This window comes from Caulobacter sp. BE264 (assembly GCF_031457805.1).
Taxonomy (GTDB): Bacteria; Pseudomonadota; Alphaproteobacteria; order Caulobacterales; family Caulobacteraceae; genus Caulobacter.
This window is the reverse complement of the sequence record NZ_JAVDXI010000004.1, coordinates 175,692-195,638: the sequence shown is the minus strand read 5'-3', so window position 1 is coordinate 195,638 and position 19,947 is coordinate 175,692. Positions and strand designations below refer to the sequence as shown.

At 68.1% G+C, this 19,947-nt stretch carries 19 protein-coding genes, 1 tRNA gene and 1 pseudogene; 5 read left to right on the top strand and 16 right to left on the bottom strand.

The features are described 5' to 3' along the window. Positions 1-9: 9 nt before the first annotated feature. Complete coding sequence (gene kdpA, locus J2X45_RS11565) at positions 10-1,722, bottom strand: potassium-transporting ATPase subunit KdpA (protein ID WP_310214779.1); 1,713 nt, start codon at positions 1,720-1,722, stop codon at positions 10-12. A 425-nt stretch (positions 1,723-2,147) separates the two neighbouring features. Next, positions 2,148-2,224 (bottom strand) — tRNA-Arg (locus tag J2X45_RS11560). A gap of 84 nt (positions 2,225-2,308) precedes the next feature. Here J2X45_RS11560 and J2X45_RS11555 point away from each other — a divergent pair. From J2X45_RS11555 to J2X45_RS11545, 3 genes are all read left to right on the top strand, one after another. After that, positions 2,309-3,562 (top strand): dicarboxylate/amino acid:cation symporter, encoded by a 1,254-nt coding sequence (locus tag J2X45_RS11555; RefSeq protein ID WP_310215298.1) that lies wholly within the window; start codon positions 2,309-2,311, stop codon positions 3,560-3,562. 169 nt (positions 3,563-3,731) lie between these two features. Continuing rightward, positions 3,732-4,877 (top strand): HWE histidine kinase domain-containing protein, encoded by a 1,146-nt coding sequence (locus J2X45_RS11550; protein WP_310214775.1) that lies wholly within the window; start codon positions 3,732-3,734, stop codon positions 4,875-4,877. Beyond that, complete coding sequence (locus tag J2X45_RS11545; RefSeq protein ID WP_310214772.1) at positions 4,874-5,227, top strand: response regulator; 354 nt, start codon at positions 4,874-4,876, stop codon at positions 5,225-5,227. Before J2X45_RS11550 ends, J2X45_RS11545 begins: the two co-directional genes overlap by 4 nt. A gap of 9 nt (positions 5,228-5,236) precedes the next feature. Here the strand turns inward: J2X45_RS11545 and J2X45_RS11540 are convergent, their stop codons facing one another. From J2X45_RS11540 to J2X45_RS11515, 6 genes are all read right to left on the bottom strand, one after another. After that, positions 5,237-6,421, bottom strand: a complete 1,185-nt coding sequence (locus J2X45_RS11540; RefSeq protein WP_310214769.1) for a DUF563 domain-containing protein — start codon at positions 6,419-6,421, stop codon at positions 5,237-5,239. 7 nt (positions 6,422-6,428) lie between these two features. Beyond that, a complete protein-coding gene (locus J2X45_RS11535; protein WP_310214767.1) occupies positions 6,429-7,481 on the bottom strand; it encodes a glycosyltransferase 61 family protein in 1,053 nt (350 codons plus the stop codon). Continuing rightward, a complete protein-coding gene (locus J2X45_RS11530) occupies positions 7,478-9,934 on the bottom strand; it encodes a glycoside hydrolase family 99-like domain-containing protein (protein WP_310214765.1) in 2,457 nt (818 codons plus the stop codon). Before J2X45_RS11530 ends, J2X45_RS11535 begins: the two co-directional genes overlap by 4 nt. Further along, a complete protein-coding gene (locus J2X45_RS11525; protein ID WP_310214763.1) occupies positions 9,931-10,683 on the bottom strand; it encodes an ABC transporter ATP-binding protein in 753 nt (250 codons plus the stop codon). The genes J2X45_RS11530 and J2X45_RS11525 overlap by 4 nt, the downstream gene beginning before the upstream one ends. A gap of 9 nt (positions 10,684-10,692) precedes the next feature. After that, on the bottom strand, positions 10,693-11,484 hold the full coding sequence (locus J2X45_RS11520) for an ABC transporter permease (protein ID WP_310214761.1): 792 nt from the start codon (positions 11,482-11,484) through the stop codon (positions 10,693-10,695). A gap of 133 nt (positions 11,485-11,617) precedes the next feature. Further along, positions 11,618-12,424 carry a hypothetical protein gene (locus tag J2X45_RS11515; RefSeq protein WP_310214757.1) on the bottom strand — a complete coding sequence of 269 codons (807 nt, stop codon included), beginning with the start codon at positions 12,422-12,424 and terminating at the stop codon, positions 11,618-11,620. Between the two features lie 87 nt (positions 12,425-12,511). Between J2X45_RS11515 and J2X45_RS11510 the strand changes: the two genes are divergently transcribed. Next, a complete protein-coding gene (locus tag J2X45_RS11510; RefSeq protein WP_310214755.1) occupies positions 12,512-13,519 on the top strand; it encodes an AraC family transcriptional regulator ligand-binding domain-containing protein in 1,008 nt (335 codons plus the stop codon). Here the strand turns inward: J2X45_RS11510 and J2X45_RS11505 are convergent. From J2X45_RS11505 to J2X45_RS11470, 8 genes and pseudogenes are all read right to left on the bottom strand, one after another. Further along, positions 13,516-14,743, bottom strand: a pseudogene (locus tag J2X45_RS11505) (NAD(P)/FAD-dependent oxidoreductase); the annotation flags it as partial. The gene J2X45_RS11510 and the pseudogene J2X45_RS11505 sit on opposite strands and share 4 nt — an antisense overlap. Next, the gene (locus J2X45_RS11500) at positions 14,724-15,119 is read right to left on the bottom strand and encodes a type II toxin-antitoxin system VapC family toxin (protein WP_404980051.1); all 396 of its coding nucleotides are present in this window, start codon (positions 15,117-15,119) and stop codon (positions 14,724-14,726) included. The gene J2X45_RS11500 and the pseudogene J2X45_RS11505, both read right to left, overlap by 20 nt. Continuing rightward, entirely contained in the window at positions 15,119-15,358 is a 240-nt protein-coding gene (locus tag J2X45_RS11495) for a type II toxin-antitoxin system VapB family antitoxin (protein WP_310214753.1), read from the bottom strand. Before J2X45_RS11495 ends, J2X45_RS11500 begins: the two co-directional genes overlap by 1 nt. A gap of 249 nt (positions 15,359-15,607) precedes the next feature. Continuing rightward, a complete protein-coding gene (gene rplA / locus J2X45_RS11490) occupies positions 15,608-16,297 on the bottom strand; it encodes a 50S ribosomal protein L1 (protein WP_310214751.1) in 690 nt (229 codons plus the stop codon). 4 nt (positions 16,298-16,301) lie between these two features. Beyond that, positions 16,302-16,733, bottom strand: a complete 432-nt coding sequence (rplK, locus tag J2X45_RS11485; RefSeq protein ID WP_310214747.1) for a 50S ribosomal protein L11 — start codon at positions 16,731-16,733, stop codon at positions 16,302-16,304. Positions 16,734-16,911: 178 nt separating this feature from the next. Continuing rightward, positions 16,912-17,625: a hypothetical protein gene (locus J2X45_RS11480; protein ID WP_310214744.1), complete on the bottom strand. Its 714-nt coding sequence runs from the start codon at positions 17,623-17,625 to the stop codon at positions 16,912-16,914. A 404-nt stretch (positions 17,626-18,029) separates the two neighbouring features. Then, on the bottom strand, positions 18,030-18,659 hold the full coding sequence (locus J2X45_RS11475) for a 2-hydroxychromene-2-carboxylate isomerase (protein ID WP_310214741.1): 630 nt from the start codon (positions 18,657-18,659) through the stop codon (positions 18,030-18,032). Next, positions 18,656-19,393 (bottom strand): SDR family NAD(P)-dependent oxidoreductase, encoded by a 738-nt coding sequence (locus J2X45_RS11470; protein WP_310214738.1) that lies wholly within the window; start codon positions 19,391-19,393, stop codon positions 18,656-18,658. Before J2X45_RS11470 ends, J2X45_RS11475 begins: the two co-directional genes overlap by 4 nt. Before the next feature lie 95 nt (positions 19,394-19,488). Between J2X45_RS11470 and J2X45_RS11465 the strand changes: the two genes are divergently transcribed. Then, on the top strand, positions 19,489-19,947 hold the full coding sequence (locus tag J2X45_RS11465; protein ID WP_310215297.1) for a helix-turn-helix domain-containing protein: 459 nt from the start codon (positions 19,489-19,491) through the stop codon (positions 19,945-19,947).

Below are 19,947 nucleotides of genomic sequence, written 5' to 3'. Positions count from 1 at the left end.
GATCACCACTCAGCGGAGGGCGGCGACCGCGTCGAGCGCCTGGAAGTGCTCGACGATCGGTCCCAGCGCCATCGCGGGGAAGAACTGCAGGCCGCCCAGGATCAGGATCACCCCGATCAGGAGGCCGATGAAAAGACCGCCGTCCGTCGGCAGCGTGCCGGCGTTGGGGGTCAGCTTAGGCTTGGTCACGAGGCTGCCGGCGATGGCCAGCACCGCGATGATCGGCAGGAAGCGGCCCAGGGCCATGGCGATCCCGAGGGTCACATTCCACCAGGGCGCGTTGGCCGTCAGGCCGGCGAAGGCCGAGCCGTTGTTGGCCGTACCGGACACATAGGCGTAGAGGATCTCCGACAGGCCGTGCGGCCCGCTGTGCATCAGGCCCTTCAGCGCCTCGGGTAGCACCGCCGCGACGCTTGAGAAGCCCAGCATCGACAGCGGGATGATCACGACCGCCAGGATCGAGAACTGGATCTCGCGCGCCTCGATCTTCTTGCCCAGATACTCCGGCGTGCGGCCGACCATCAGGCCGGCGACGAACACCGACAGCAGGGCCATGACGACCATGATGGCGACGCCCGAGCCGATGCCGCCCGGCAGGATCTCGCCGAGCTGCATCAGGAACATCGCGATCCCGCCGCCCAGGGGCATCAGGCTGGAGTGCATGCCGTTGACCGAACCGTTGGACGCCCCGGTGGTCATGGCGACCCAGGCGGCCGTGGCGGGCGCGCCGAAGCGGACCTCCTTGCCCTCCATGTTTACGCTGGTGTCGACATTGGCCGCGACCTGGGCAGGGGGGGCTTGAGTTTCCGTCGCATAGACGCCCGCCGCGCCGGCGAACAGCAGCACGAAGGCGGCGATGACCAGGGCGCGCACGTCCTTCCTGGCCAGTACGGTGCGACCGAAGGCGAAGAAGGCGGCCCAGCCCAGGGTGTTGATCGAGACGGCCGTGATCAGGTTGGTCAGCGGCGTCGGGTTCTCGAACGGGTGGGCGGAGTTGGCGTTGAAAATCCCGCCGCCGTTGACGCCCAGCATCTTGATCGCCTCTTGGGAGGCCACCGCGTAGAGCGAGATCTTTTGCTCTGCGCCTTCAAGCGTATGGGCGGTGACGCCAGCGGTCAGGGTCTGGGGCAGGCCCAGGGCGGCCAGCACGACCGCGACGACGAAGGCCAGCGGCAGCAGCAGGTAGAGGGTCGTGCGCACGAGGTCGGCCCAGAAGTTGCCGACGCCCTCGCCGCGGTTGGCGACGAACGCCCGCGCCAGGGCCGCCGCGACGGTCGCGCCGGTCGCGGCCGAGACGAAGTTCTGCACCGTCAACACCAGCATCTGGCTGAGCGTCGACATCGTGCTCTCGCCCGCGTAGCTCTGCCAGTTGGTGTTGGTGACGAAGCTGAAGGCGGTGTTGAACGCCAGATGGCCCGACAGGCCCGGAAAGCCCTGCGGGTTCAGCGGCAGAACGCCCTGCAGACGTAGCACTGCGTAGACAAAGACAAAGCCGACCAGATTGAAGGCCAGCAGGGCGGCGGCGTAGCCGTGCCAGCTCTGGCTCTTGCTCGGATCAACGCCGCAGGCCTTGTAGAACAGGCCCTCGACCGGACGCAGGACCGGATCGAGGAAGGTCTTCTCGCCGTTCCAGACGCGCGAAAGAAAAACGCCCAGCGGCCAACCGATGGCGACCGCCAGGCTCAGGGTCAGGGCGATCTCCGCCCATCCTTGCCAAGTCATGGAAAAGGGTCCGTCAGAACTTGTCGGGCCGCAGCATCGCCGCAACCATGTAGCCGGCGATCACGATCGCGCCGGCGCCCCAGAGAATGTTCGTCAGCATCGTCAGACGCGCCTCAGCGCGGCGACGAACGCGCCAAACAGGGCGAACAGGCCTAGCGCCAGCGCCCCCAAGAGAAGATCAGCCATCGCGGCCTCCTTGGATGTTGGAGGCCAAGGACCATGGACCGGCGTAAAGGCTCCATATCGAAGCAGGGGGGGGCGTGTAAGGGCCGCATAAAGATCGGAAGCCGTTGCTTCCGGGCGGCGGGGACGGGTGGGAAGAGCGCCGTCAACAGCGGTGGACGCGTCCGAAACCGACCGCGCTTGTGGGGTCTCTCGAGCGTTTCGGGGCGACGTCAAGTTGCAACGACACATACACTGTGCCCTGGCGGCCCGGGAGGGACTCGAACCCCCGACCTTCGCTTTAGGAAAGCGCTGCTCTATCCTGCTGAGCTACCGGGCCGCGCGGCGCGCGGGTCAGGGTCAATAGCGCAAGACGCGAACGGTTAGAACCCCGTCCGCGAGGCTGGGGGAACGCGTGCGGCATTTGAAGTCGATCTATGTGCAGGTGCTGATCGCGATCGTCCTGGGGGTGCTGGTCGGGGCGATATGGCCGCAGATCGGGGTGGCGCTGAAGCCGCTGGGCGATGGGTTCATCAAGCTGATCAAGCTGGTCATCGCGCCGGTGATCTTCTGCACCGTGGCCGGCGGTATCGCGCGCATGGGCGACATGAAGGCCTTCGGCCGGGTGGGCGTGAAGGCGCTGATCTATTTCGAGGTGGTCTCGACCCTGGCCCTGGTGCTGGGCCTCGTGGTCGGACGGCTGGTGCAGCCGGGCGCGGGGTTCAACATCGATCCGACCACGCTCGACGCCTCGATCGCCGCCGGCTACGTCGAAAAGGCCCAGCACGGCGAGGGCATGGTCGCCTATCTGCTGCACCTGATCCCCGACACCTTCATCGGGGCTTTCGCCGACGGCAACCTGCTGCAGGTGCTGGTGATCGCGATCCTGACCGGCTTCGCCTGCGTGCGGATGGGTGACTTCGGCGAGCGGGTCGCCCATGTGCTGGACGAGACGTCGAAGCTGTTCTTCGGGATCATCCACATCGTCGTGCGCCTGGCCCCGATCGGCGCGTTCGGCGCCATGGGCTTCACCATCGGCAAGTACGGGGTCGAGGCGCTGGTGCAGCTGGGCGCGCTGGTGGCGACCTTCTATGTCACCTCGCTGCTGTTCGTGCTGGTGGTGCTGGGAGGGATCGCCTGGGCCAGCGGGTTCTCGATCTTCCGCTTCCTGGCCTATATCCGCGAAGAGCTGCTCATCGTGCTGGGCACCAGCTCCTCGGAGTCGGTGCTGCCCCAAATGATGGAGAAGCTGGAGAACGCCGGGGCCCGCCGTTCGGTGGTGGGGCTGGTGATCCCCACCGGCTACAGCTTCAACCTCGACGGCACCAACATCTACATGACGCTGGCCACGCTGTTCCTGGCCCAGGCCACGAACACGCCGTTGTCGCTGGGCCAGGAGCTGGCGCTGCTGGGCGTGGCGATGCTGACGTCGAAGGGCGCGTCGGGCGTGACGGGGGCGGGTTTCATCACCCTGGCCGCGACCCTCGCCGTCGTGCCCGACATCCCGATCGCCGCGCTGGCCATCCTGGTCGGCGTGGACCGGTTCATGAGCGAGTGCCGGGCCCTGACCAACCTGGTCGGCAACGGTGTCGCCACATTGGTGGTGGCGCGCTGGGAGGGGGCTCTGGATCGCGGGCGGCTCGACAAGGTGCTGCGCGGCGCGCCTGCGACCGAGTGACGCCCCCCCCCGCTGAAGCTTGAGACTTATCAAGGCGCAGGCGCGGCGGGCGTGCGAGTTTCCACAGGTTCGCGCGGTTTGGCGTCATGATTTGCGCATGGCGGTCGCGCTTGTTCGGCGCCGTCTACATGTTAGGGTTTTACGGCGCAACCATCGTGCGATTGGAGCTATGCGGGAGCTCGACAGCACAGAAAGCATCGGCGACGCCGACACCGGCCTGACGACTCTGATCGAGATGATCGAGGCGCTGTCGGCGACACGCACGATCAACGAGGTCGCCGACGTGGTGCGCAGCGCGGCGCGGCGCATCCTGGGCGCCGACGGCGTGGCCTTCGTCATGCGCGACAAGGACCAGTGCTGGTACGTCGACGAGGACGCGATCGGCCCTCTGTGGAAGGGCAAGCGTTTCCCGATGGATCAGTGCGTCGCCGGGCGCGCGATGAAGAGCGGCCGCGTGGTGATCTGTCCCGACATCTACGCGGATTCAGACGTTCCGCACGACGCCTATCGGCCCACGTTCGTGAAGAGCCTCGTGGTCGCGCCGGTCAGGCCTCGCGACCCGATCGCCGCGATCGGCGTCTATTGGGCGCGCCCGTATGATCCCGCGCCAGAAGTGCTCCGCAAGCTTCAGGTTATCGCGCGGGCGACGGCCCCGGCCCTGGAAAGCGGCCGCCTGAACGACTATCTGGCCGCCTCGCTCGAGCATGGTCATTTCCTGCTGCGCGAGCTGGATCATCGCGTGAAGAACACGCTGGCCATCGTGCAGTCGATCACCCGCCAGACTCTGCGAACCTCTCCGTCGGCCGAAGATTTCGCCGATGTCTTCGAAAGTCGCATCCTGGCCCTGTCGCAGGCGTATGAACTGCTGACCCGCCGTGCGTGGGGACGGCCGCAACTGGAGGAGATCCTGCAGCGCACCGTGGCGACCTTCGCCAACGACTTCGCGACGCGGTTCGACTTTCACGGACCTGCGCTGGCGTTCAACGCCGAGACAGCGGTCTCGGTGCATATGACGATCCATGAACTGATCGCCAACGCCGCGCGACACGGCGCCTTGTCGACGCCGGAGGGGCGGGTCGCGATTACCTGGAGCGTCGACGAGGCCACCGCGCCGGGGCTTCTGACCCTGATCTGGCGCGAACAGGGCGGGCCCCAGCTCTCGGGCCAGCCGTCGCGCCGGGGTTTCGGGTCCAAGATGGTTCATCAAGGCCTGGCGCGGGATCTGGGCGGCCAGGCGGAGCTCGATTTCAGGCCGACAGGATTGGTCTTCACGCTGCGCGCGCCGATCTCCGAACGGATGAGTCTGGCCGCATGAAGACTGCGCGCGTCATGATCGTCGAGGACGAGGCCCTGGTGGCCATGATGGTCGAGGACATGCTCGGCGACATGGGTTGCGAGGTCGCCGGGTCGTTTGGCGCCGTGGGCGCGGCTCTGGCGTGGCTCCGGGATCATCCGTCGCCGGACGGCGCGGTGCTGGACGTCAATATCGGCGGCGAGATGGTGTTTCCGGTCGCCGAGCGCCTGCGCGAGCGCGGCGTGCCGTTCGTGTTCGCCACCGGCTACGGCGACCTGCCGAGGGCGGGGTTCGAGTCGGTGCAGGTTCTGGCCAAGCCGATCAACGCCGGCGCGCTGCGGATGGCCGTCGATCGCTTCCGCGCGGGCTGAGCTGGCGTCTCAGAGGCGAAGATCGGGGCCTTCGGCCGGGAACGGCGCGTCGTCCCAACCCGCCATGGCCCTGCGCGCCTGGGCGCGTTCGACCGCGACGGCCAGCTTCTGACGAAACTCGGCAGGGTCGATGGTGAACGGCTGATTGGCCTGCGGTTCGATCGAATAGAGCCGGGCCTGGCCGTCGGCGGGCAGGATGTAGCCGACGTCATGGCGACGGAAGTTGCCGATCCGCGACTGTACCTCCACCAGCCAGTTCAACGACACCACCTGGCAGCCCTGCGGCGAGAGCAGGGCGTTGTGCAGGCCCGAGCCGAATTCGCCGGCCACCAGTCGCGCACGGGAGAAGAGGCGCGCCTGCTGGTCCCAGCCCAGGGTCTCGGGACGCACCAGGGTAAGGCCGGCCTCCTGGGCGAGGCCTTCGATCTCGGCTTCGTTCTCCAGTTCGCGGAAGGACTGGGCGGTGCGCACGCCGCCCCGGCTAACGAACAGCATGGCCGGCTCGCCGCCGCGGGTCCAGGTCAGGGCTTCCCGCTCCAGGCTCCAGCGCAGGAAGTCGTGGAAGACGTAGTTGCGGTTCAGCATGTGCGGCAGCAGGGCCGCGCCGATCTCCACCGCCTCGTCGCGCGGGTCGTAGGTGACGATCTCCTGTTCGGGCAGCATCATCCGTACGATGCGCGCCACATAGCCGGGCGCGGTCCTCGGCAGCAGCAGCGGCGCGGTGATCCCCGCCGCGTTCAGGGCGCGGATCACGAACAGCTTCGGATACATCTCGGTCAGCCAGTGACCCCAGACGAAGTTGAAGTGGGTGATCACGAAGGCCCGGTCGAGCCGGTGGGTCACCGGCGCGTCGAAGTCCCAGGCCGGGCGCGCGATGTCGTGTTCGTACCAGTGCCGGACGTAATAGGGGTAGGCGCCCTCGGCGTAGACGAGCTGGTCGTCCAGCTTGAGGTGCGCGCCCGAGCCGCCGGCCACCACGCGCCTGGCCACCATCAGGTCGATGTCGGGCGCATGCAGGTCGCCCAGGATGTGCAGGCCGTTCAGCATGTCGCCGGCGCAGGGCCACAGCATCGGACGCGGCGGCACCAGGGCGCCGCCCTTGATCAGCAGCGCGCGGGCCACACGCGCGGGGCCGTGCAGGGCGCCCGAGAGGGGGACGAGGTCGGTCTGCGAAAGGTCGACGAACGAAGCCATCCGCGCCTCAGGCCCTCTGCGCCAGGAACGCCAGCAGGGCGGCCGCGTCGGCGCGCCAGCTAAACGCCGCAGCCGGAGGCAGGATCGGATCCAGCGGTGTGCCAGGCGCCTCTATAGCGCCCGCCGCATCGAAGCCATGCCAGGTCACGCCGACCCGCGCGGCCAGGTCTTGCGCCCACACGCTCGTCGCTCCCGGGGGGCGGATCTCCACGATCCGGGCGTCCGGCGCGCAGAAGAGGATGTTGGCCAGCGCCGCGCCGGTCGGAGCCACGATGGTCTCGGCCTCGCGGAACAGGCTGATCAGCTCGCGCGCCGAGGCCGTCTCGGGACGGACGATCGTGTAGCCGCGCGCCGCCAGCTCGATCTCGACGCCCTCTTCGTCGAGCATCACGGCGTTCATGGCATCGGCGCGGCTGACGTAGAGCTTGGGGCGGGCTTCGCTGGCCGGACCCAGCGCCAGCAGGATCCGCGCTCGGACCTCGGGAAGCAGCGGGTGAGACGGGGCGGGGAGGAGCGGCGGCGACACCATCGCCTCGTCCAGAACTATCCACGGCGCGTCGCTCGTCTGCGGGGCGTCCAGTCCGGCCAGGGCCAGAAGGTCGGCCTGCCACGCCGCCAGCGGCGGCGCCACGAACGGATGCTCGCCAAGCGCCCCGGCCTCCGACGCCGCCAGCAGCGCCGGCAGGGTGTTGAGCAGGAAACCCGCATAGCTGCGCAGATCGCCCCAACCCGCCAGTACTGCGCCCTTGGTTAGGCGCGGCGGCGTGTCGGGCAGGATGAGGCGGCTCGCGCCATCGTTGGCGCGCACCCTCGGCAGCGCCGACAGGTCGGGACTGAAGCTCAGGGCCTGGCTTGCGACGCCGCCCAGCACCTGACCGCCGGAGTCGACCAGCACGCCGAAGGCGGGCGCGCACCAGACATTGCGCACCGTGGTGAAGTCTGGGTTCCCGACCCCATCCAGGCGCAGGGGCAAGGACGGCGGTTCGGGCGCTTTCGGCGTCGGCGCCATGGCCTTCAGCTTGCGACCGACCCGGCGGGCGAGACGGGCCAGTCGAATCACAGCTCGAAGCTCGCGCGATAGCCGGCGCGCTCGACGATGGCCGCCGTCAGGCGCTCGATCGCGTGGGCGGTGGTCCCGTCGACGCGGCCCAGCTCCGGCCCGAAGGCGATCTCAGCGTCTGACAGGTCAGTCAGCGGCGCGAAGGCCTCGGTCCGTCCCCAGAACATCGAGCCGGCGGCGAACGGCGTCTCCGGACGCGGCTTCAGGCCCATGCGCGCCGACAGCCGGTCGGCCTCGGCGCGGTTGTTGTCCATCACGTCGGGATCGCCGATCCGCATGCGGGCGCCGGCGGCGGCCAGCAGGCCAAGCTTCGGATCCTGGGCGAAGGCGCGCAGGGCCAAGGCGGCCGCCTCCCCGCCCAGCAGGCCCTCGACCAACTTGGCCCGCCACTGGTCGCCCTTGGCTTGGTGCGGCGAGCGCTTGGAGTGCAGCTTGCAGAACACCGAATAGCCCAGCGCCCGGGCGCGACGCAGGGTCTCCACGAACGGCCGGATGTCGCGGCCGCGGTTCTCGGCGACCGCCAGATGCGCGGCGGGGAAGGCGACGCGCACGCGGGAAAGATCCGCCTCGCTCCAGGTCTCCGGCACGGTGATCATCAGGTCGAGGACGTCCGTCGTGGCGGCCAGGCGCTCGGCGAACCAGTCGATCAGTTCGGGATAGAACAGGTGCAGCAAGGTCACTGCATCGGCGCGCTTGGCGAACTGGCCTTGCGCTTCGGCTATGATCGGATGGGCGTTGGTCAGGCGCGGCAGCCAGGCGCTGAGCGCCGTTCGGGTGGCGTGCAGATAGCCGTGGCCGAACCACCGGTCGGGCTCCAGATAGGCCCCTTCGCCCCATTCGTTCCAGGCGTTGACGAAGACCAGGGCCTCGCCCTTGGGATGCTTGGCCTCGGCGTGCTTGAGCGCGCCCGACAGCCAGCCGAAATAGCTTTCGGGGTCGGCGTTGTGGAAGGCCACCCCGGCCCAGGGCTTGCGGGCCTGGTTATCCCAGCCGGGCATGACGCCGGGCACGAAGGCGGCCGGGACCTGCTCCAGCTCGTCCAGCTTGTGGCGGGCGACGGCGGGATAGTCATAGACCTTGCCGGTGAAGCCCGCGTGCAGCGGCGTCACCCGGTTGGTGATCTCGCCTTCCACGATCGCATGCGGCGGGAAGTCGACGATGCCGTCGAAGCCGTGGCCGGCGTAGTCCTGGAAGCCGAAGGCGGTGGTGCACAAAAGGTGCAACTCGCCCAGGCCCATAGCCCGCGCCTGCTCGCGCCAGCGGTCTGTGGTGGCCTTGGCGTCGGGCAGGATCTCGGGGCGGTACAGCACCAGGAGCGGCTTGCCGCCCACGCGAAGATAGCGCGGATCGCGCATGTAGCGGGCGAGGTCCTCGAAGACCGCGCGGTCGTCTTCGGGCGAGTGATCCTGACCCATCAGGATGTCGCTCTCGTCGCCGTCCCAGCGTCGGGTCCAGTTCTCGTTGGCCCAGCAGAGGGCGAACGGCAGGTCCAGGCTGGGATCGTTCAGGAACAGGTCCAGTGGTCGCTCCAGAAGGCGCTTTCCGGCGAACCAGTAGTAGTGGAAGCAGAAGGCGTGGACGCCCGCGCCCTTGGCCAGGTCCACCTGCTGGGCCAGCACCTCGCGCTGGCGCAGGTCGTAGAAGCCGAGGTCCGCCGGCAGACGCGGCTGGTAGTGGCCCAGGAACTGCGGCTGGGCCTTGGAGACATTGGTCCACTCGGTGAAGCCCTTGCCCCACCAGGCGTCATTCTCCGGGAACGGATGAAACTGCGGCAGGTAGAAGGCCACCACCTTGGGCGCGTCGGCCGGCAGGGTGATCGGGGCGGCGATCGGCGCGGCGTAGTGCGGGCTGCGCAGGTTGCGGGAGACCGCGATCGCGTGGGCGTAGGTCGCGCCGACCGCGCTCTCGTCGCGTCCCGCCGGACGCGCCACGCGCCCCTTGGCCAGCAACGCCCGCCCACGGCGCCAGGCCGCGCCGGCGGGGCCGCGCAGGGGCCCCAGCATCGGCTTCAGCGCCTGGATCGCCGCGCCGCGCAGGCCGCGCGGATCGCGGCCCAGGTCGCCGATCCGTGTGACCTTGAAGGCCTCGACCGTGAAGGCGCAGGCGCCTTCGGACGGATCCAGCCGCACGCCGTTCAGCTGGAAGCTGCGGGCCGGCAGCGAGGCGAACCAGCCGTCGGGACCGGCCTTCAGGCGGGCGTAGGAATCCTCGGAAAATCCATCGCCCCAGTCGGCGTAGAGCGCCGGGCCGACCAGCTTGCCCTCAACCGCCTCGAGCTTGACGTCGATCCGCACCGCCTTGGCCGCCCGCAGCGCCTTGCGCTCTTCGCGGGTGGGCGTCCAGACCATCTGCGGGTCGCCGTCGCGCGCCGCCAACACCGTGCGGCCGGCCGCGTCGACGCCGGTGACCGACACGTCGCGGCCGGTCTTCAGGCCGGGCGGCAGGCGGCTCATGCGGCCTGGGTTTCGCGGTAGGCCAGCCACGCCTCGGTCGAGCCGAGGAAGGCGATCTTGCCGCCCTGCAGTTCGCAAACCCGGTTGCAGACGCGCTGGACCAGGTCATGGTCGTGCGTGGCCATCACCACGATCTTGGCGTCCTCGACCATCCGGTGCATTCGCTGGGCGGCCTTCTGCACGAAGGCGGCGTCGCCGGCGCTGAGCCATTCGTCCAGCACCAGGATGTCGGCCTCGAACTCGGTGGCTACGGTGAACATCAGGCGCGCCAGCATACCGGCCGAATAGGTTCGCACCGGCAGGTGCAGAAAGTCGCCCAGGCCGGAGAACTCGGCGATGGCGTCGACGCGGCTGTCGATCACCTTGCGCGACAGCCGGCGCATCAGGCCCAGCTTGTGGATGTTGCGAAGGCCCGTGGCCTCCATGTCGAGACCGGCGTTGATGGCGATCATCGAGGTGATGTCGCCGTCGATCGACAGCTCGCCGCGCGTCGGCGAATAGATGCCGGCGATGACCTTCAGCAGGGTCGTCTTGCCCGAGCCGTTGTGGCCGACGAGGGCGATGCGGTCGCCTTCGTTGATCTCCAGATTGATGTCGTGCAGCGCCTTAACGGCGGCCACGTCGCCCGCCGCCTTGTACATCCGTCCGCCGACCGCGAGGTTGAACACGGCGCTGCGCAGCGACTGCGAGCGCAGGCTGTAGACGAAGTAGTCAAGATCGACGTTGGTCAGCTTGATCTGGTGCGTCATCGCGGTCCCCTACAGCCAGAAGACCACGCGCTTGCGGAACATCGCCAGCAGGGTGATGGCGACGACGGCGAGCACGCCCAGGGTTCCGAGCGTCCACCACCAGTGGATGGCCTCGGGCGCATGGCCAGTCAGCGGCGCGCGCAGCAGCTCCACCTGGTGGGTGAAGGGGTTCAACTCGACCACCCAACGGTGCTTTTCGCTGACGTTCGCGGTCATCCAGAACACCGGCGTCACGTAGAACAAGAGCTGGACCACATAGCTCATCATGTAGGCCACATCGCGGAAGCGGGTCGACGGGATGGCGATGATGAAGCCCTGGAAACAGACGATCAGCAGCATCACCACCAGCGCCGGGATCAGCGTCCAGTGTGGGAACGAGAAGCGGTTCAGCACCAGCATCGTCGCCCAGAAGGCGATCGCCTGGAACAGGAAGTTGGTCGCCGACTTCTGGGCGTGCAGGAAAACGTAGAAGCTGAGCGGCAGGCGTTGGCTCTGCATCAGGCCGGCGTTGTAGAGAAAGATCGCCTGGGCCTCGGCGATGGTGGTGCCCACCAGCGACCAGGCCAAAAGGCCCGCCACCACCTGCGGATAGCTCTTCATCATGTCCACGCCCATCAGGGCGCTGACGACGAAGGCCAGGGCGAAGGCGATGACCAGGAGATTGCAGGCCATCCAGAACGGCCCCAGCACCGAGCGCTGGAAGCGCGACGCCGTCTGGTCCAGGCCCAGCCGCCACCACAGGGGCGCGAGACGGATCCCGTCTCCCACATCCTTCAGGGCCGCCATCAGGGGACTCGGCATTCGCAACCTTCCAAAGCGCCGTGAGGCGTTCAGCAAGGCGCTTGCTTATAGGGGCCAAAGCGTCGGGACAATGGCTTGAGCCATCGCCGGGCGGCGGCGAATGACGCTTCCTGCGATGTGTTGCGTAAAAACTTTAGTTTGCGCGCTCGCGACGGCGACGGAGCGCCTCGTCGACATAAACCTTGCCCAGCCAGAACAGCAGGATCGGCAGCGGCGCCAGGGCGGCGACGTAGAGCACGGCCGAATCCTGCAGCGCCTTGGGAAACACCTGCTGCTGGCCCAGGAAGAAGGACCCTGAGGCGATGAACAGCGAAAAGCACATCCGCCAGAGGTGCCGCGCGATCCGTGAGGTCCGGGACAGCTGCTTGCGCAGCAGCGCGTGGGCCTCGCCCGCCGCCGCGAAGACGCCGGCGACCGTGAACAGCAGGAAGGCCTGCGGCGGCGAGCCATCGACTGTCCCGGTAGGACTGGCCGCGCCCATCCGCATGAAGGTCACGCCGGCGGCGGTGATCGACAGGGCGATGATCAGGCCGATGACCTCGGCCGCGCCGGCCTTGGCGTCGCGCCGTCGGGCCGCCATCGTCCCGCTGATCAGCAGGTATAGCGCCATCACGCCGGCCACGAAGTTGGGGCGCTGCCCCGTCTGAAGGAACGGCGCCACGCCTGCGCCGATCGCGTAGGCGGTGAACATCGCCAGGACGAACACCGAGCCCGCCGCGCGGTGGACGCGCTGGCCCTTGCGCGCGGCCAAGGCGATGACGCCGGTGATCATCCCGATCGCCCCGCCGGCGATGTGCGCCCACAAGAGGGCGTTGGCCCCCAGGTGCATCCAGGCTGGATCGCCGGGCCTGGCCTCCAGGTTTTCCGCCAGAGCGATCGAGGGCGCCAGCAGGGCGACGGCGAACAGGATGGGGGCGACAGAAGCGAACCGGGTTGTCATGGCCCATTACTTGTCGATGGGTTGGCTGCGCGCCATGATCGCGGCCGTCGTGCGCATGATCGTTTGTAACACGAGGGGCCCCTGACGATGTCGAACCTGACCACGTCAGCGGGAGTCGCCGCTGGCCTGCTCGCGTTCGCCGTCGAGCGCGGCGCGGATTTCACGATGCTGATGGACCGGGCCGGCCTTGTCCCCGACGACCTGGAGGACCCCGATCAGCGCCTGCCGCTCGCGACCTATATGGCGCTGATGCGCGCGGCTCAGGAGCTTTGCGACGATCCGGCGCTGGCGCTGCATTTCGGCGAGGCGGTCGATCTGGCGGAAATCTCGATCGTCGGGCTGATCATGAACGCCTCGGCCACCATGGGCGACGCCTTCGCCCAGATGCAGCGTTTCGGTCGGCTAACCCTGGAGACCGAGGGACTCAGCGACGGACCACGCTTTGTGCTGACTGTCCGCGACGGTCACCTCTGGGCGGTCGACACCCGCAGGGATCCGAACAGCTTCCCGGAGCTGACCGAAGGGGCCTTCGCCCGGCTGGTCTGCGGTCCGCGTCGCTTCCTGCCCGAGCCGCACGTGCTGGAAGTACAGTTCACCCATCCGGCGCCGGCCTGGCGCGCAGAGTACGACCGCATTTTCCAGTGCCCGGTGACCTTCTCCAGCGGATGGAACGCCATGCGGCTTGATCCCCGCATCGCCACCTGGCCCGTGGCGCTGCAGCCGCGCTACGTGTTCGGAGTCCTCGTTGAGCGGGCTGATGACCTGTTGCGCGAGCTTGAGGACCAGAGGACCGTCCGCGGCCGGGTCGAGGCCGAGCTGCTGCCGCTGCTGCATACCGGCGAGATCAGCGCCGACTCGGTCGCCCGCGCCCTGGGCTTCAGCCGCCAGACCCTGTTTCGCAAGCTGAAGGCCGAAGGCGCCACCTATAAGACCGTGCTGGACGACCTGCGCCACCGCATGGCGCTGCGCTATCTTTCGGGCGCCAAGGCCTCGGTCAATGAGACCGCCTACCTCGTCGGCTTCTCCGAACCCGCCGCCTTCTCCCGCGCCTTCAAGCGCTGGACCGGGAAGAGTCCGCGCGATGTCCGGCTCTAGCCCAGCCGCTCCAGCGCCGTCCGGCCGGCGGCGACGCCGGTGGCGAAGCAGGCCTGCAGCAGGTAGCCGCCGGTGGGGGCCTCCCAGTCCAGCATCTCGCCGGCCAGCAGCACGTCGGGACGCGCCTTCAGCGTCAGGCCGTCCAGGCTCTCAAAGCGCACGCCGCCGGCTGAGGAGATCGCGCGGTCCAGCGGCTGGACTCCGGTCAGGCGCAGCGGCGCGGCCTTGATCGCGGCGGCCAGGGCGGCGGGCTCTACGGGCAGGTCCAGGCCATGGGCCTCGCGCAGCAGATTGACCTCGACCGGCGACAGCTTGACCGCCTTGCGCAGGAAGTTGGCCAGGGTCTGGCCGCCGCGCGGCGCGTGGAGTCGACGCTCCAGGGTCTCGACGGGAATGTCGGGCCGAAGGTCCACGGTCAGAGTCGCGCCGCGCCCCAGGGCCGCGTCGCGCGCCGCCCCTCCCAGAGCGTAGATCGCGCCGCCTTCCAGACCGTAGCGGGCGATGACCGCGTCGCCACGCGCGCGCGCCTCGCCCAGGCGCAAGGCGATGTTCTTCAGCGGCTCTCCGGCGAAGCGGTCACGGAAGACCTCGCTCCAGGCGACGTCGAAGCCGCAGTTGGCGGGCCGGAACGGCGCGATCTCCGAGCCGCCCACCCGCAGCAGCGGCGCCCAGGCGGCGTCCGAGCCGAGCTTGGGCCAGCTGGCCCCGCCCAGCGCCAGGATGGTCAGCCGCGCGCGGATCGCGTGACGGCCGTCGGCGTCCTCGATCAGCAGGGCGCCCATGGCGTCCCACCCTTTCCAGGTCGAGCGCGGCCGCAGCGACACGCCCTGGCTTTCCAGGCGGGCCAGCCAGGCGCGCAGCAGCGGCGAGGCTTTCATCGCCTTGGGAAACACCCGACCGCTGGCCCCGACGAAGGTCTCCTGGCCCAGCCCTTCGGCCCAGGCCACGAGGTCGCTGGGCGTGAAGGCGTCTAGCATCGGGCGCAGCGTTGCGGACCGTTCGCCGTAACGTTCAGCGAAGCGCTCGAAGTCTTCCGAATGGGTCAGGTTCAGGCCGCCGCGCCCGGCCATCAGGAACTTGCGGCCGAAGGTCGGCATCTTCTCGAACACGGCCACGGACCGGCCGGCTTTCGCCACCGTCTCGGCCGCCATCAGCCCGGCGGGCCCGCTGCCGATCACGGCGACGTCGAGGAGGGTGTCGGGCATCAGGCGGCCTCGATGTCGGTCAGGGCGAAATCCTCGCCCTTGTAGAGCAGCGGCACGCCATGAACCCTGGCGCAGGCGTAGGAAAAGCAGTCGCCCATGTTCAGCCTGGCGGGGTGGACGCCCTTGCCGAAGCGGGCGTGGGCGTCGAGGGCGAGGCGGCCCTCCTCGGCGCCGATCGCGACGATCCGCGCGTCCGCGCCGGCGAGCAGCGTGTCCAGGCGAAGGCTGGCGTTCTGAACCGTGTCGCCCGTCCCGCGCACGATTGCGCGAACCGTCTCCCAGACCGCGACGGGCGATGTCAGAACGAGCTCGGCCTCGGCCAGGACGATCAGAAACCGCGCCCGCTCAGGCTCGCGAAGAACGATCGCCGTCCAGGCTGAGGCGTCAACGAACATCAGTCGTCGTTGAGACTGTCGAAGAACGCCTTGTCGGCCTTCAGGCCGGTACGCGGCAGGGCGTCAAACTCGGCGCAAATAGCCTCCATCCGCGCCAGCTTCTCAGCCCGGGCTTTCTCGCGCGCGGCCAAGGCCTCGGTCGCGGCCAGCTTCACGGCCTCGGTGATGCCGAGCTTGGTCTTCTGAGCCAGCTCACGCACCAGGGCGTCGGTCTCGGGGTCGCGAACATGGAAGGGCATCGGAACCTCCGTCTAGACGGAACGTAGCATCGGCTAGCCGGAGCGGCAATGTGAGGCGCTCCCTGCGTCCTTCGAGGCGCGCCCAAGCGCGCACCTCAGGATGAGGGACTCACAAAAGCCGCCCTGATCCTGAGGTGTGAGCCGAAGGCGAGCCTCGAAGGACGCAGGGCCGCCAAGCCCCCCAAACGCAGAACGGGCGCTGGATTGCTCCAGCGCCCGTCCCGGTACGCTTACTAAAACCTAGGTGGCTCAGGCGCCGATCGAGGCGATGTCGACCTTGAAGCCCGGACCCATCGTCGACGACAGGCCGACGCGCTTGATGAACACGCCCTTGGCGCCCGAGGGCTTGGAGCGGTTCAGGGCTTCGATCAGAGCCTTGACGTTGATAACCAGGGCTTCGTCGGTGAACGAGGCCTTGCCGATGCCGGCGTGAACGATACCGGCCTTTTCGACGCGGAACTCCACGGCGCCGCCCTTGGCGTCCTTGACGGCTTGGGCGACGTTCGGGGTCACGGTGCCGACCTTCGGGTTCGGCATCAGGCCGCGCGGGCCCAGCACCTTACCGAGGCGACCGACCAGGGCCATCATGTCCGGGGTCGCGATGACGCGATCGAAGTCCATGAAGCCGCCGGCGATCTTTTCGTACAGGTCGTCAGCGCCGACGTGCTCGGCGCCGGCCGCGGTGGCTTCGGCCGCCTTGGCGTCCTTGGCGAACACGGCGACGCGGACGTCACGGCCGGTGCCCGAGGGCAGGTTCACGACGCCACGGACCTGTTGGTCGGCGTGACGCGGGTCGACGCCCAGGTTGACCGAGATTTCGATCGACTCGTCGAACTTGGCCTTGGCGTTGGCCTTGACCAGGGCGATGGCGGCTTCGACCGAGTGAGCCGCGTCGCGGTCGCCGGTCCAGGCCTTGATGCGCTTGGGTTGCTTAGCCATTGGATTAGGCCTCCACGATCTTCAGGCCCATGGCCTTGGCGGAGCCTTCGATGATCTTGGCCGCAGCCTCGAGATCGTTGGCGTTCAGGTCCTTCATCTTCTTTTCGGCGATCTCGCGCAGCTGAGCGCGGGTCACCTGGCCGACGGTCTCACGACCGGTCAGCTTCGCGCCCGACTTCAGACCGGTGATCTGCTTCAGGTAGTGCGTCGCCGGGGGCGTCTTGGTGATGAAGGTGAACGACTTGTCTTGGTAGACCGTGATCACGGTCGGCAGGGGGGTGCCCTTTTCGACGTTCTCGGTGCGCGCGTTGAACTCCTTGCAGAAGCCCATGATGTTGACGCCGCGCTGACCCAGAGCCGGGCCGATGGGGGGCGAAGGCGTGGCCGAGCCAGCCTTCACCTGGAGCTTGATGTAGCCCAGGATCTTCTTAGCCATAGTGTCCTCACTGGTGAGCCGTGGTGCGGGCTTGGCGTCCCTCCCACGGATTTGAACCCGCCATCACCCAGAACGGATAACGACGAGCACGCCCCAGGACGAGGTCCGGGAGCGAGGCGCGGCGTGTAGCAGGCGGGGGCGGGGGAGTCTAGGGGGTGAGGGGGCTCTTCACTTCCATTCAGATTTGGGGCTCGTCGGTGGGGATCTCAAAAGCGCGGTGGATCTCTGGGCGCAGTAGGCCCATCATTTCTCGATGATGTTCCGAGAGCCTGCTTTTGGCTTCGCCCAAATCCCGGTCCAAGTCTTCGCCGACTTGAAGCCCGGCCATCCCCGTTCGAACTGATACGTGCGCGACCCGCGATAGTCGATCCGCTGCACGCCGCGCATCAAGGACTGCTTTCGGATGTGGCGGGGCTGTTGGAAGTATCGCGTCTAGAGCAGAGGACGCGGCGTTCGCACATGCTCTTAACTCCTCACTCGGGAAGAGTAAGTTTTCGCCCTCCTCTGCAGTCAGTCGCATCCTGTCGATTTGGATCTCCCTCTGCACTTCGGCCATAATTCCGTTGGCTGTTGTAACGAAATCCAAGAGATGGTTTAGCCGTCTCGCTTCATCCGCGCGTCGTGCGTCCACTATGGCTTGGAGACGCTGCGCTTCTTCCCGAGAGCGCTGCTCTTCCCGTGCAGCCTCCGCGTACTCAATCCGCTTGCGTTCAGCTTCTTCTGCTTCCGCCTTAGCCGCGTTGGCGCGCTTGTTTTCCTGGATAAAGGCCCACAGTGCGAAGAAGAGAGCCACAAGCGTGATGAAGCCCTGATTTCGTTCAAGCAAAGGGAACAGGCCTTCATCCCCCCAAGCCCTCTCCCAGCACCATTGCAAGAACCAGATCGGATGCATCGGTCGTCTCCTTGCGCCTTGCATAGCGCGGGAAGCTGCCTTTGACACCCGACCTCCCCAGGTCGGCGCTGTCCTTACATCTCTTGGAGGCTGCAGCGTGCAGGGCGGGTCAGGTCAGTCAAGGACGGCTCCGCCGCCGCGACGCGACCGCCCGGAGGGCGGTCCTTGAGTGACCTGACCGGCCCTGCGATCGTCTCGCCGTGAGATGTAAGGATGGCTCCCTCTCTGGGGAGAGGCGTTCCAAGCTAACCAACACGCCCCGTCATCCCGCGCTTCATGCGCGGGACCCATCTGTCCGCCGCGCGGGAAGCGCAGGCCTGGACGCTCACGGGGAAGCCGCACCATGGGTCCCGCGCATGAAGCGCGGGATGACGGGTTGGGGTAGGGGTTGGATTGGCATTCCGCTACCCCTTCGCCAGTTCCGCCTCGACCTGCCCGAGGCGCTCCTTGCCGAAGAAGATCTCGTCCCCCACGAAGAAGGTCGGGATGCCGAACGTCCCTCGCGCGACCGCCGCCTCGGTGTTGGCGACGAGCTGCGCCTTCACCTCAGGATCGCCGGTCGCCGCCAGGATCGCCGCGCCGTCCAGACCCGCGGCGTTGGCGGTCGCCACGAACACCTCCGGATCATCCAGCTTCTGCGCGTCCTCCCACATGCCCTTCAGCATCGCCTCCAGATAGATCTCGCCGACGCCCATGCGCTGGGCGGCGATCATGCCGCGCATCAAGAGCAGGGTGTTGACCGGGAAGTGCGGGTTGAAGCGGAAGGCGGTCAGGCCGTGGGCGGCGATGAAGCGCCGGGTCTCCAGCATCTCGTAGTCCATCTTCCCCTTGATCCCGCCGAAGGCGACCATCGGAGCCTGGTTGCCGGTGGCCTTGAAGATGCCGCCCAGGAGGCACGGGATCAGCCGGACGCTGGCGCCCTGGCGCGCGGCGATGTCCGGCAGCAGCTTCCACGACAGGTAGGCGTTGGGGCTGCCGAAGTCGAAGATGAAGTCGACGGTCTTCTGGGTGTCGGTCATGGCGGGGCTCCTCACCAGGTCTCGGACCAGGGGCGCAGATCAAGCTCGTGCGTCCAGGCCGAGCGCGGCTGGTTGTGCAGGTGGACGTAGTTGGCCGCGATGTCGGCGGGCTTGAGGATCAGGTCCTGGTCCAGCAGGTCGTCGACCTCGCCCCGCATCGCGCGGATGAAGACGCCGTCGATGGCCCCGTCGACCACCACATGGGCGACGTGGATGCCCTTGGGGCCGAGCTCCCGCGCTGCGCTCTGGGCCACCGCGCGAAGGCCCGCCTTGGCCGAGGCGAAGGCGGAGAAGCCCTCCTTGCCCCGCAGCGAGGCGCTGGCGCCGGTGAACAGGATCGAGCCCCGGCCGCGCGGAGTCATGACACGGGCCGCCTCGCGCGCGGTCAGGAACCCGGCGAAACAGGCCATCTCCCAGACCTTGCTGAACACCTGGGCGGTGGTGTCGGTCAGGTCAAAGCGCACGTTCGCGCCGATGTTGAAGACCACGACCTCCAGCGTGCCGATCTCGGCCTCGATGCGGTCGACCAGGGCGACCATGTCGGCCTCCTGGCGGGCGTCGACGCCGAAGGCGCGGGCGTCGTGACCGCCGCTTCTGATCTCGGACGCCAGGACCTCCAGCTGATCGAGATGCCGGGGCCGGCGGGTCATGCAGACCGTGTAGCCTTCGGCCGCGAAGGCCTTGGCGATGGCGCTTCCCACCCCGTCGCCCACGCCCACCACCAGGCAGGCGCCCTTGGTCGCCGTCATGTCTGTTTCCTCCGCGTCTTGGCGCTCAAGTTCGTATTGAATCTGTACGGAGTCAAATGCAGAATGGCGAAGACCTGAACCGCCGTGAGCCGCCGATGAAGTGGGACGACCTCTCCGCCCAGCCCTGCTCGATCTCGCGGGCCCTGGCCGTGATCGGCGACCGCTGGACGCTGATGATCCTGCGCGACTGCTTCTTAGGCGTGCGGCGGTTCGAGCTGTTCCAGAAGCGCCTGGGCGTCTCGCGCACCATCGTCACCGACCGCCTGCGCACCCTGGTTGACGAGGGCGTGCTGCGGCGCGTTCCGTACCAGGACAATCCCGTGCGTCACGAGTATCGCCTCACCGAGAAGGGGCTCGACCTGCACCCGGTGGTGATGGCCATCGCCCACTTCGGCGACACCCACTACGCCGGCGCCGAGGGGCCGCCGGTGCTGCGCCGGCACAAGGCCTGCGGCTGCGACTTCCACCCCGTGCAGGTGTGCTCCGAATGCGGCGAGCCGGTCAGCGCCCGCCAGGTCGAGGCGCGGGCGGGGGCGGGTTTTCCGGCGCCTTAG